Source organism: Bradyrhizobium sp. (assembly GCF_049586575.1).
Taxonomy (GTDB): domain Bacteria; phylum Pseudomonadota; class Alphaproteobacteria; order Rhizobiales; family Xanthobacteraceae; genus Bradyrhizobium.
The window spans coordinates 1-12,098 of record NZ_JBAVCF010000779.1 but is presented as its reverse complement, the minus strand read 5'-3'; the positions used below and the strand labels follow the sequence as shown (position 1 = coordinate 12,098).

The following is a 12,098-nucleotide window of genomic DNA, read 5'->3' as shown; positions in this document are numbered from 1 at the left end:
GTCTCCTCTGCCCAAACGGCGTGGCCGCTCCCCAGGAGCAGAACCGCAACAGCAACGGACCGCAACAAGGCTTTCATGACATTTCCCCTCCAATTGTGTGCACCGACCCGGGCATTTTGCGCCGGCTTGTCCGCCCCATGCGCTCGATCAAAGCCGCGCCCCTGCGGTGCAGGGACGTCCTTCACGGGCGAGGCGGTGAATGCGATGCTAGCGAGAATGGCAAATGGCGGCAACGCCGGCGAGCGTCAGCCGTTAGCCTGTCAGGTCCGCAGCGTGGAATATTGCTGGAGTTTGGCCAGAACGTCGGCGATTTCGCTGGTCGGAACTGGCTTGCTGTAGAGATACCCCTGAACCTCGACGCAACCCTCGAGATTGAGGCAGCGCATCTGCTCTTCGGTCTCGACGCCTTCGGCGGTCGTCGTCATTCCAAAGCTGACGCCGAGGCCGGCGATCGCGCGAACGATGGCAAGACTGCCTTCGTCGACGAGCAAGTCACGCACGAATGACTGGTCAATCTTGATCTTGTCGAAGGGGAAGCTGCGCAAATAGCCGATACTGGAATAGCCCGTTCCGAAATCATCCATCGAAATGCGGACGCCGAGCTCGCGCAGCTGGTTCAGGATCGCAATGTTGCGATCCGATTTCTCCAGCAAGACGGACTCGGTGATCTCGAGTTCCAGCCGCGTTGCCGGAAGACCCGAGGAGGCCAATGCGCTGACGACCGTGGACACCAGACTGCCCTTGGCGAACTGCAACGAGGACAGATTGACGGACACCCGGATATCATCCGGCCATTCCATGGCTTCCATGCAGGCGCGCCGCAGCGCCCATTCACCGAGCTGGACGATGAGGCCCATATCCTCTGCAACCGGGATGAATTCCGAGGGCGGAACCGCTCCACGCTCTTTGTGATGCCAGCGCATCAAGGCTTCAAATGCGGTCACGCGCTTGGTCTGCAGGTTGATGAGCGGCTGGTAATAGAGTTCGAACCCGCCCTGCGCGAGCGACGTCCGCATGTCGCGCTCGAGCGAGCGGCGCGTTTGAACGATGGCGTCCATCTGTGGATCGAAGATGCGGAAGGTGCCGCGGCCTTCCGACTTGGCGCTGTACATTGCGAGATCGGCGCTCTTGAGCAGACTTTCGGTGCTCATTTCGCCCGGACGCGCGATCGTGATGCCGACACTCGCGCCAACGGTCGCTTCGTGTCCGTCGATATTGTGCGGCTGACCGACGATATCGATGATGCGCTCGGCGAGTTGGGTCGACGACGTAGGTTGCGGGCTTGACATCTGAAGGATGGCGAACTCGTCGCCGCCCAGCCGCGCGATCCGGTCCGTGGAAGGCAGCAGGTCGCGCAATTTGGTTGCGATGCACTTCAGCAGGAGATCGCCGACCGAGTGTCCAAGGGTATCGTTGACGGCCTTGAAGCCATCGAGGTCGAGAAACAAAACCGCCAGGGGATGCGGCGTCACCGAGACGTCCTTGAGCGCCTCGTCGAGTTGCTCCTTGAACAGCAGGCGATTGCCAAGCCCGGTCAGGGAATCGTGATAGGCGAGATATCGCGACCTTGCCTGCAACTCCTCGCGGTCCGCGATTTCTTCCTTCAGCCTCTGATTGGCATCAATCAGGCGCCGGGTTCGCTCTTCGACACGGCGTTCGAGATCTTCATTGGCCTTGCACAATTCCTCGTTGGCCAATGCAACCTGCTGTTCAGCGCGCCTGCGGCTGAGCTGCGTATTGACCCGCGCCAGCGCTACCGCAAAATCGACGGGCTTGGTGACGTAATCGTTCGCACCCTGCTCGAGCGCGTCGACGATGTTGTCACTCTCCGACTTGGCCGTAACCATGATCACCGGCAAAGCGGAGGCGGATTTTCGGCTGCGAATGCGCTTGAGGGTCTCCATTCCATCCATGCCCGGCATCATCACGTCGAGGAGAACAAGATCGAACGCGCCCTTTTCGATCAGATCAATCGCGATCAGACCGGATTCCGCTTCTGCGACATCAAAGCCTCGGCGCTCAAAGCGCCGCTTGAGGATGCTGCGATTGTCGCTGATGTCGTCGACGATCAGAAGGCGCGGCTGCCTCTCTTGCTGTTCATCGGTCGTGTCGGACTGATCGGGAGGCGAAAAAGCCTCGCGGAGATTGGTATTCGAATTGGACATTTTTTATACTTTTTATACTGCTGCCGAATTTACGAATTCTAATACCGAACCGGTGGCGTATTCAGTTTCCTGCTGCTCGGTCATCCAGGCAAGCACGCGTATTGAAAAGCAAGAACCCTGCCCGACTTCGCTCTTGACCGAGATGCCGCCGCCCATCAGGGCACACAGCTTCTGGCTGAGCGCGAGGCCAAGGCCGGTGCCGCCGTATTTGCTCGAGGTCGACCGGTTCGCCTGGCCAAAATTCTGGAATAGCCGGCCGATGTCCGCTTCCGCGATGCCTATGCCGGTGTCCTGGACCTGGATCTCGATCCAGTCTCCCGCCTGGCTCTTCCTGCGCTGGACCGCGAAGGTGACCGTCCCATCCCGGGTAAATTTTGCGGCGTTGCTGAGCAGATTGAGCGCAGCCTGCCGCAGCTTGGTCTGATCGGTCGAAACAATGCCGAGCCCCGGCGGGCACTTGACGATCAACTTGTTCCTGTTCTCGACCACCATGGGTTCGACGGATGCAACGACCTCCCGCGCCATGTCGCTGAGATCGAACTTCTCGATCTTGAGATCGATATGGTTGGATTCGATTTTCGAGAGATCGAGAACGTCCGTCACCAGCGACAACAGATGCTTGCCGGCGGAATTGATTCGCTCGAGATCCGCCCGCTTCCGGCTCTCCTTGCCGTCGACGTCATCCAGCAGGATCTCGCTGAAGCCGATCACCGCGTTCAACGGCGTGCGCAGCTCGTGGCTCATCTTGGCAAGGAAAATCGACTTTGCCCGGTTGGCTTCGTCGGCCATATCCTTGGCCTCGCGAAGCCGGATCGCCGTCTCGCGATGCCGCTCTGCCTCTCGCTCGAGATCCGATCTCATCGAGATCATGTTGGCGTAGTAGATCGCCATCCATGACATGTAGATGGTGGCCGAGAGGATCGAGATCCAGCCGACCATCGAAAGCTGTTCATGGGAAAGCAGATCGGGAAAGCCGTAAGCCAGGTAGGCGGCGATAAAGCCTGCGATGTTGAATGTGAAAAGCCCGACGACCAGAATCGGCCGCTCCGACAGATAGAAAAATCCGAGCAGCAGGCTGACGAGCATCCAGGGCAGGAATGGCGAACTGACGCCGCCGTAAAAGTAAGCGCCGAACAGCGACGTGAACGCGAGCAGCTCAACCGACATCAGCGCCGATAGCTGCAAGTCGCCGCTGAATCTATAGACAAACGGCAGCGCCCAGAAGAGGCAGATGCAGGTGATGACGGTCCAGCAGGCAAAGCCCGGATTTGGATCGCTGAGGTACAGGAAAACGCTGATGGATTGCGAAAGCGCCGGTCCAAACAGATGCGTAAAGACGAAGTTCTGCGCCAGGCCGCGCTCGGAGCGCTCGAGTTTCGCTTCAGCCGGAATGAACCAGTCGATAAGCCTGACTATTCGGCTCCAAAGCAGCATTTTCGACGCCTCGCTGGACTTCTGTCGCGCCGAACCTAGCGCGGCTGCCTTTAAAATTCGGTTTAGCTTTGCCTTTTCAGGCATTAACGCGGTTTTAAGCTGAGCCTGAAAATGTTAGGTGAGGGCGGTTATGCGTGCCTGCCCGCTTTGCGTTCCGGAAATCCGTGACGCACTGACAATTGATAAAATCACTTGCAGAAGGCGGCGCGACTTCCATGAAAGCCAAACTTGCAGCGGCGATTGCTGCCCTCGATCGCCTGGTTAACTATTTCATTCCCGCCGATATTGCGGCTGATCGGGATACCAGAAATCGGGCGCACGTTTTTCTCGTCAGCCATATCCTTGGCCCGTTCATCGGAAGCGTCGTTCCGATCTCGATATATCTGCTTGATCCTGCGCCGGGATATGACGTCGCCGTCCTCGCGGTATCGATTGTCGCGTTCTGGGTATTTCCCTTCGTGTTGCGCGCGGGCGTGCCTTACAATCCACTGGCGCTGGTCTCCATCGAGAACCTGATCTTCTGCATCCTGTGGAGTTGCTACTTTTACGGCGGAGTCACCTCGCCGACACTGGCCTGGGTCCTCGTCATTCCGCTGCTCGCGTTCTTCTATCTCGGCTCGTCGAGCAAGTTGCGCCTGATCGTTCTGGCGATGTTCGTCGTCAACGTGGCGATCTTCGGATTCTTTTATTTCTTTGGTTTCCAAATCAATAGCAGCCTGCCTGTCGCCGCCATGCAGGGCCTCGGCCTGGTGTCGACCACAGCGGCGGCGCTCTACGTCGCGATGATGGCGCTGTACTATGCACAAATTCAGGCTTCGCACAGCGAGCTCGAAAGCGAGATGCGCCAGCATGTGGCGACCGCCACCGCATTGCGCGCGGCCACCGAGGAGGCCGAAAGGGCGGGCGCGGCAAAGGCCGAATTCCTGGCAAAGATGAGCCACGAATTGCGCACGCCGCTCAATGCCGTCATCGGCTATAGCCAGATCCTGCTTGAAGACGCCGAAATCGAAGGCGACACCGCGAGCGTGGCGGATTTGACCAAGATTCACGGTGCGGGCCAACATCTCCTGAAGCTCGTCAACGAGGTTCTCGATCTCTCGAAGATCGAGGCGGGCAAGTTGGAACTCGACCTGGAAGAGGTCGATATTGGCGAACTGCTCGAGGAGATTGCGGAAACCGCAAGGGCCACTGCAGCGGCCAACAAGAATGAATTCAGCTCGGCGATTTCGCCTCACCTCGGCGTGGCGCTCTGCGACGCCGGCAGGTTCCGGAATATGGCTGGGCAATTGCTCGATAATGCCGCGAAATTCACCCAGAACGGCAAGGTCGAGGTGATTGCCAACCGCGTCCCCGACAAGGAGAACGACCTTCTGGTGGTCGATATTATCGACAACGGTATCGGCATTGCGCCCGGCCAGATCACGCATCTTTTCGAAAAATTCACCGTCGCAGACGATTCCAGCACCAGCAAATATGGCGGGACGGGACTGGGGCTGGCTCTCAGCCAAAAGCTCTGCAAGCTGATGGGCGGAGAAATTTCGGTCGAAAGCAGCCTCGGCGCGGGCAGCCGCTTCACGATCCGCATGCCGTTGGTCGCGGGTCGGCGCCGGACCGACGCGCACGCCGCCGCTACGCTGGTGCCGGAAGATTCAGACTATTCGCTCAAGCCGGCGGCGGAAGTCCACCATGCCTAACATCTTGCTGGTCGAAGACAATGAAATGAACCGGGACATGCTGACCCGGCGCCTGCAACGTTTCGGCTTTTCGGTGTGCTGCGCCCATGACGGAGCCGCCGGCGTCGCCATGGCTGCGAGCGAAGCGCCGGACCTGATCCTGATGGATGTGGCTTTGGGCGAAATGGACGGCTGGGAAGCAACGCAGCTGATCAAGGCCAATCCCGCGACCTCCGCGATTCCGATCATCGCGCTGACGGCGCATGCCCTCGCGAGCGATCGGGCACGCAGCGTCGAAGTTGGTTGCTCCGATTTCGACACCAAGCCTGTCGACATGCAGCGGTTGCTTGGAAAGATGCGGGCGCTCTTGCCTGAAGCAGAACGTCACAAGCGGGACACCAGCGTCGCAGTGGCGTGACGCGAACGGGCGCACGAACGGCACGCCGGCGAAGGCAACTCCGTCAGTGTGGGTGTTGTCCCATCCTGCGCCGATATTGCCGCCTAAGTAGCATCCGCTCCAACTCGGCGGCGCCTGATAGGCCGGAGCCGCTTTGGAATATGACGGCATCGGCGGCCCGGGTAGCACTCGTTCCCAGCAAGACGCCGGTCACGGCGACGACGGCAACTAGAGCGGCTAACCTGATCATAAGCTACGCACTGCAATTCAATTTGTTGCTCAGACTCCGAAAGCAGTCCTGCGGCGCCAGAGGCGCGTAACGATCGAAATACGAGCGCTATGGTTAATATTCCGCGAAGTGAAAAAAGGTTAGCCGCGGCAGAAACGTCGCCGCCAACGAAAAATTTATAACGTCATCAAAAAGTCAGAGGAATTGCCGGGCTCTAAATCAAACGCCACTGGATGTTAATATCGGCACCGCATCGTGCCGTATCGGCAAAATAAGAATCTAATTGGCCGAACGGGGACGATGATGTACGGCGAAACTTATGTGCAGGTGCCTCCTGCTGCCCTGACCGGGAGTATGCGCGATTTTCGCGTGCCGGGTGGCGCCGACCTGTTGGGCCGGACTGAAGGCTTCTATCGCTGGCAGGATCTTCGACGGCAAAACGGTCTATGGCCATTTTCCCGCGCGACCGAAGACGGCCCGAAAACGGTCTGCGCCGCGCAAGACGACCGCGGCAACAAGATGCAAGGCGTCAACTTCGCCTCGCAGGATTATCTGAGCCTGTCATCCCATCCAGACATCAAGGCGACCGCGATCGAAACCATCGAGCGCTGCGGAGTCCACAGCGCGGGCTCGCCTGCCCTCGTCGGCAACACCTCGGATTCGGTTGCGCTCGAGCGCAAGATCGCCGAGTTCCTCAACATGGATCATGTCGTCCTGTATCCGACGGGATGGGGCGCAGGGTTCGGCGTCGTGAAGGGACTTGTCCGGTCCGCCGACCACATCGTCATGGATATGCTCGCGCACTCCTGCCTTCAGGAAGGCGCGAACGCCGCTACCAACAACATTCATCTGTTTCGGCATCTCGACAACGACTATTGCCGTAACATCCTCGCCAAGATCCGCGCAAAGGACAAGGAAAACGGCATTCTGGTGATCACCGAAGGCCTGTTCTCGATGGACTCGGACACGCCGAGCCTGCTCGAGCTTCAGACGCTCTGCCACGAATACAACGCGACGCTCGTCGTCGACGTCGCCCACGACCTGGGTTCTCTCGGCAAGGATGGCCGCGGTCATATCGGCATGCAGAATATGCTGGGCAAGATCGACGTCGTGATGGGCAGCTTTTCGAAGACGTTCGCTTCGAACGGGGGATTCGTCGCGAGCAAGAGCCGTGCGGTGAAAGAGTATCTGCGCTTTTACAGTGCGCCCGCGACGTTCTCCAATGCGCTATCGCCAGTGCAGGCGGCGACCATTCTGAAGGCGTTCGATATCGTCGACTCGTTTGAAGGACGGGTGTTGCGGCTCGAACTGCTCGCCAACGTCATGACGCTTCGCCGCGAACTCACCGAGGCCGGCCTCGAATATTATGGCGATCCTTCCGCGATCGTGTGCGTCAAGATGGGATCGGAAGGCCTTGCCCGCCTTGTGTCGCGCCGTCTGCCGGATCTCGGCCTGGTCGCCAATCTGGTCGAATTTCCCGCCGTCCCGAAGGGCGCGGCGCGCATCCGCATGCAGGTGATGGCAAACCACACCGAGCAGAATATCGCCGATGCCGTCCATATCCTGAAGACGGCCAGGGTGGAAGCCGAACTAGAGCTCGAAGAGCTTGGCACGGACAAAAACCCGGCAAAACGCTTCGCGGCGTGAGATCGCGCGGGTAGCGAATGTCAAACCCACTCAACTAGTGCTGATAAATAAGCCTTGCGCTGATCGTGCCGTCCAGGCCACGAATTTCTTCCAGCAGTTCTCCGCAATTGTGACCGACCAGGTCGACATCCAGCACGACATAGCCGACCTCGCTGTCGGTCTCGAGATATTGGGCTGCGATATTGATGTCGCGTTGGAGAAATACTTCGTTCAGGCGTCTCAGCATTCCCGGCACGTTGTGATGAACATGGCTGAAGCGGACGCCGTGGGCACGCGCGTGGAGTTGCACCTGCGGGAAATTGACCGCGCCCATCGTCGAGCCATTGATGCAGTAATCGACCAGCTTGCGCGCGACTTCCCTGCCGATCCGCTCCTGCGCTTCCTCGGTCGATCCGCCGACATGGGGGGTCAGAATCACGTTCTTGAGACCCTGAACCGGGCTTTTGAAGCGTTCGGAATTCGATGAGGGTTCGACCGGAAACACGTCGATCGCCGCACCGGCGAGATGACCGTCGCGAAGTGCGCCCGCGAGAGCATCGAGATCGACCACCGTGCCACGGCTGTTGTTGATCAGACAGGAGCCGGGCTTCATCAGGCGCAGCTCGCGCTCGCCGATCATATTGTGGGTTTCGGGCGTCTCCGGCACATGCAAGCTCACGACGTCGCTTTCCGCCAGCAGCGTCTCCAATTGATCGACCGGTTCCGTGTTGCCATGCCGCAGCTTGTCGGTGCGGTCGAAATAGATGACCCGCATCCCCATTGCTTCCGCAAGCGTCGAAAGCTGGGAGCCGATGTTGCCGTAACCTATTATGCCCAGCGTGCGGCCGCGTACCTCGCGGCTGCCGGCGGCGGACTTGTCCCAGCCCCCGTCATGCGCCGCGACCGAACGCGGAAAAATCTGCCGGAGCAACATGACGATTTCGCCGATGACGAGTTCAGCGACGCTCCGCGTATTTGAAAACGGCGCATTGAAGACGGGGATGCCACGTTTTCGGGCGGCATTCAGATCGACTTGATTCGTCCCGACGCTGAAACAGCCGACCGCAGTCAGTTGATCGGCTGCGGCAAGTACATCCTGCGTCAACGCCGTTCTGGAACGAATGCCGAGGAGCGAAATACCCTTAAGAGCCTTGCGAAGGGTATCGCCTTCCAGCGCCTTCGGGAGCCGCTCGATGGCTGAAAACCCGGAAGCCCGGAGCAGCTCTACCGCGCTGTCGTTCACGCCCTCGAGCAGCAGCAGCTTTGTCTTTTCGATGCTTGCGACTGGCATTGCGCTTCCAATTGTTTCGCCGTGGCGCTATGATGGCGTAGCCAGCCACGCGCTTCACCCGACCAATCTGCGAGGGCCTGCGATCCCGCACTCCGCTCCGATTGGAGCGATACACGTGTCTCACTCACATTCGTCCGGCGCTTTTGAGAACCGCGATCGTCCGTAGTGCGATATCGCGCATCAATCCGATCTCAGTCATATCCCGACCGTCGGCGAGCGCTTTCGCAACGAGCGCGAGCTCACGCCAGCACAGATCGGCCTCCGGAGGCGCCTCGTGCATCCATAGGGCCGTGCGCAGAACGGTCTCGGCCCATCTGTCGCGATGCCGCGCAAGGACGCTCTGCAAGAGATAACTGGCAAGCTTCGCGTGATCGCGACCGCGCGCGCCGTCCACCACTTGTGCGACCTCTGGGTCGTCCTCGAACCAAGACGGGGCAACGGCATCGAGGTCGGCCAATTCGTCACTCTTGCGCAACACCGAAGCGAGCGCCGCGGGCTCGCACATCGTCTTCGGGACGTCGGCGATCAGCCCGGCAAGCGCTTCACCGAAAGCTATCCGCGTGGGTCGCCAGTCAGCCCCCCCGATCGTCTCGGCAACCTGAAGCAGGCCCAACGGCACGGCTTCTCGCTTCTCTGTGGTGAGCGCCAAATGATGCGCCACGGCGCGGTCGAGATATGGTCGGGACACCGCAAGCATAGGGGTATTCGTCCCCGCGCCGGCCAAGTTCGCCTCGATCCGGCGAACTGATTCCGGCTCGCCGCTCAAGGCATCGGTAATCCCACCTTTGGTCAGAACCGACGATACCCGCTTCTTCCGTCCGGCCGGCGACACCAGCAGGAAACCTTGTGTTGTGGAGCCGTCGATGGCTGAGGCGACAATTGCTTCGATGCCGCCCGCCTGCCACTGCGCACAATCGACCCCAGCCCCGCGCGCCTTGCGGATGACGGCGTCGACTTCGGCTCGCTCGTCTTCGGGCCGCCAATTTCGCATCGCAATCAGCCGCCGAACGTCCGTCGACGTCAGCGAGGCGGCAACCTGACCAAGCGATCCAGCGACCGCGCGGCGAACGGCCGAATCCGGATCGAGCAGGAACAGAACCGCAGCGGCGCGGGCTTCCGGTATCCCCGCGAGCGCCATGGCTCCTGCCAGAGAGCTTCGGTTTTCCACTGGCATAGCGTGGCTGCTCTCGATCAGCGAGCCGACGACCATGAACGGATCGCCGCCGCAGGCTTCGAGGATACCGCCGAGTGCGGCGCGGATGTCGGTCGGAAGCGACCCGCCCTCGTCCTCATTGTTGGGAAGCTTGGCCGATGCGGCGGCAAGTTCCGGCGACGCCGGGATCTTCGATTGGTGCAGCGCTCCTCCAACGAAGACGAGCATGCGCGCATCAACCTGTCCCGCCTCAACCCGTGTGACGACGTCAGCCTGAAAATCCGCGATCAACTTGGCCGCATCCGCATAGCCGCAATCGGTGCGATAGCGCAGATGCTCGAGCAGCCGCTGCAACAGAAACAGATAACCGATGCCGAGCGCCTCATCCTTGCCGGCCGGAGGCATGTGCCGGGCTGCGCCCGCGAAAGCCGTAAAAATTTCGCGCGGGGAGCTTTCGCAGTACCGATCGAGGTCGTCGCTGAACGGGGGTGGCCGGCCCTTCGCTACGGCGCGCGCAATCAGTCTCGCATAGTCGTCCGTCGACGAAGACTTTGGCTGGGCTCGGACCATCGACGTTACCTCCACGAATCATGAAACGTTAGCCGCGCGGCGCGGCGCGGCTCCTTCAAAATCATTGAATTCCACAGCTAATGTGCCTTTGTCGGGGGTGCAGCAAGCACGGCGCGACAAAACTCCTGGCATAGCCTCGCGCACGTGAGCGCGATTACGCGCGCTCCGGAAAGAATATCGTGGAAAATCGTGAAATGGCGCGCCACGGCCGATGAAGATGGGCAATATTCTTTCGCCGTGGCGCTATGAGGCCGCAGCCCGCGACGCGCGCCAATCGGCGGATCTGCGACCGGCCGCGATCTTGCACGATGCCGGAGACGTGGCCGCTTTCCCTGATCCGGGATAATTCGATTGTTCCCGTTCTGGGAACATGCTAGTCTAAGGCATGCGGGTCATCGCTCGAAACGTGCTTGTCAGCTTCTGGGGCAAGCACCCGGAAGCAAAGGTCTCGCTTGAACGCTGGCACACGATCGTGAGAGCCGCGCAATGGACGTCAACGGATGAGGTCCAGAAGGCAGCTCCGAAGGCCAAGGTACTGAACCGCGAGCGTGTGAGGTTTGAGGTGGCAGGAGGAAACTATCGCTTGGTGGCCGCCTTCGATTTCCGTCGGCAGATCGCCTTCGTGAAGTTCATCGGCACCCACGCAGAATATGATCGCATCGATGCATTGAAGGTGTCGCAGTTCTAAGGAGACGACATGGAAATCAGGCCCATTCGCACAGATCAGGATCACCGCGCAGCGCTCGCAGCGATCGAGGCCTGTTGGGGCGCACCGGAGGGTACGGAGGAGGGCGACAAGCTTGATGTGCTCCTCGCGCTCGTCGAAATCTACGAGGCAAAGCGATGGCCGATCGAGATCGACGAGACCTTCGATCCTATCGACGTGCTCCGGTATGCCATAGACGAACTCGGCCATACCCAGGCCGAGCTAGCAGAACTTCTGGGCTCGCGCTCCCGTGCGTCGGAGGTTCTTTCGCGTCGGCGAGCGCTCACGGTCGAGATGATTCACAAGGTCGGCGAAGCGTGGAAGATTCCGGCTGATCTTCTGGTTCGTCCCTACAAGACTGAGCGAGCCGCCTGACCCGTGCCTCCGGCGATCATCGTAGAACGGCGTCGCGCAGCCGGATACCGAACGACCGTCATAGCGTGCTCCGGCTGTAGAGTGGCGCGCCACGGCCGATGAAGATGGGCACTATAGTTTCGCTGTGGCGCTATGATGCCATAGCCGGTGATACGCTCCAATTAGCAAGTCTGGGATGCTCTGCGATCCAGCACTACGCCTCTTGGATCCCCGATATTGTCGGGTGGTTCGGTTACCCCCCTCAATAGCAGAAATCCCGAGCAGCCTCTGTGACATACGAGAAGGGCCACAAGCCGACATTAGAGACGCGAAAAGAGGCGGCCCAATGCTGCTGCCTTACAATTTTTTCCGTCTATCAGGAAGATTTCGGGCATCTTCCGCTGTCTCCCTGATTAGAGCGTGCAAATCGTGGCCCATACGGCTGACAGAACGACCGTCACTGTGGAAGCCCTCAGCCCTGTAAACGCCAAATGATGTTT

9 protein-coding genes are annotated in these 12,098 nt (G+C 59.9%); 5 read left to right on the top strand and 4 right to left on the bottom strand.

Features of this window, described 5'->3' with window-relative positions; genetic code table 11:
* Positions 1-260: 260 nt before the first annotated feature.
* Together WB528_RS27940 and WB528_RS27935 are read right to left on the bottom strand one after the other, a co-directional pair.
* A complete protein-coding gene (locus tag WB528_RS27940) occupies positions 261-2,165 on the bottom strand; it encodes a putative bifunctional diguanylate cyclase/phosphodiesterase (protein WP_423892606.1) in 1,905 nt (634 codons plus the stop codon).
* A 12-nt stretch (positions 2,166-2,177) separates the two neighbouring features.
* Positions 2,178-3,599 (bottom strand): sensor histidine kinase, encoded by a 1,422-nt coding sequence (locus WB528_RS27935; RefSeq protein WP_423892604.1) that lies wholly within the window; start codon positions 3,597-3,599, stop codon positions 2,178-2,180.
* Between the two features lie 215 nt (positions 3,600-3,814).
* On the opposite strand from WB528_RS27935, the gene WB528_RS27930 reads away from it, so the two are divergent.
* From WB528_RS27930 to WB528_RS27920, 3 genes are all read left to right on the top strand, one after another.
* Positions 3,815-5,293 (top strand): sensor histidine kinase, encoded by a 1,479-nt coding sequence (locus tag WB528_RS27930; protein WP_423892602.1) that lies wholly within the window; start codon positions 3,815-3,817, stop codon positions 5,291-5,293.
* A complete protein-coding gene (locus WB528_RS27925) occupies positions 5,286-5,690 on the top strand; it encodes a response regulator (protein ID WP_423892600.1) in 405 nt (134 codons plus the stop codon). The genes WB528_RS27930 and WB528_RS27925 overlap by 8 nt, the downstream gene beginning before the upstream one ends.
* A 511-nt stretch (positions 5,691-6,201) precedes the next feature.
* On the top strand, positions 6,202-7,545 hold the full coding sequence (locus tag WB528_RS27920) for an aminotransferase class I/II-fold pyridoxal phosphate-dependent enzyme (RefSeq protein ID WP_423892598.1): 1,344 nt from the start codon (positions 6,202-6,204) through the stop codon (positions 7,543-7,545).
* A 34-nt stretch (positions 7,546-7,579) separates the two neighbouring features.
* Here the strand turns inward: WB528_RS27920 and serA are convergent, their stop codons facing one another.
* A complete protein-coding gene (gene serA / locus WB528_RS27915) occupies positions 7,580-8,815 on the bottom strand; it encodes a phosphoglycerate dehydrogenase (protein WP_423892596.1) in 1,236 nt (411 codons plus the stop codon).
* Between the two features lie 124 nt (positions 8,816-8,939).
* Positions 8,940-10,538 carry a hypothetical protein gene (locus WB528_RS27910; RefSeq protein ID WP_423892594.1) on the bottom strand — a complete coding sequence of 533 codons (1,599 nt, stop codon included), beginning with the start codon at positions 10,536-10,538 and terminating at the stop codon, positions 8,940-8,942.
* A 406-nt stretch (positions 10,539-10,944) separates the two neighbouring features.
* On the opposite strand from WB528_RS27910, the gene WB528_RS27905 reads away from it, so the two are divergent.
* The gene (locus WB528_RS27905) at positions 10,945-11,226 is read left to right on the top strand and encodes a type II toxin-antitoxin system HigB family toxin (RefSeq protein WP_423892593.1); all 282 of its coding nucleotides are present in this window, start codon (positions 10,945-10,947) and stop codon (positions 11,224-11,226) included.
* A gap of 9 nt (positions 11,227-11,235) precedes the next feature.
* On the top strand, positions 11,236-11,619 hold the full coding sequence (locus WB528_RS27900; RefSeq protein ID WP_423892591.1) for a helix-turn-helix domain-containing protein: 384 nt from the start codon (positions 11,236-11,238) through the stop codon (positions 11,617-11,619).
* The last annotated feature ends 479 nt before the right edge of the window (positions 11,620-12,098 follow it).

What these genes read in the sequence shown, in the direction of transcription:
- WB528_RS27940 (WP_423892606.1), bottom strand. Translation starts at nt 2,165, where the DNA reads ATGTCCAATTCGAATACCAATCTCCGCGAGGCTTTTTCGCCTCCCGAT.
- WB528_RS27935 (WP_423892604.1), bottom strand. Translation starts at nt 3,599, where the DNA reads ATGCTGCTTTGGAGCCGAATAGTCAGGCTTATCGACTGGTTCATTCCG.
- WB528_RS27930 (WP_423892602.1), top strand. Translation starts at nt 3,815, where the DNA reads ATGAAAGCCAAACTTGCAGCGGCGATTGCTGCCCTCGATCGCCTGGTT.
- WB528_RS27925 (WP_423892600.1), top strand. Translation starts at nt 5,286, where the DNA reads ATGCCTAACATCTTGCTGGTCGAAGACAATGAAATGAACCGGGACATG.
- WB528_RS27920 (WP_423892598.1), top strand. Translation starts at nt 6,202, where the DNA reads ATGTACGGCGAAACTTATGTGCAGGTGCCTCCTGCTGCCCTGACCGGG.
- serA (WP_423892596.1), bottom strand. Translation starts at nt 8,815, where the DNA reads ATGCCAGTCGCAAGCATCGAAAAGACAAAGCTGCTGCTGCTCGAGGGC.
- WB528_RS27910 (WP_423892594.1), bottom strand. Translation starts at nt 10,538, where the DNA reads ATGGTCCGAGCCCAGCCAAAGTCTTCGTCGACGGACGACTATGCGAGA.
- WB528_RS27900 (WP_423892591.1), top strand. Translation starts at nt 11,236, where the DNA reads ATGGAAATCAGGCCCATTCGCACAGATCAGGATCACCGCGCAGCGCTC.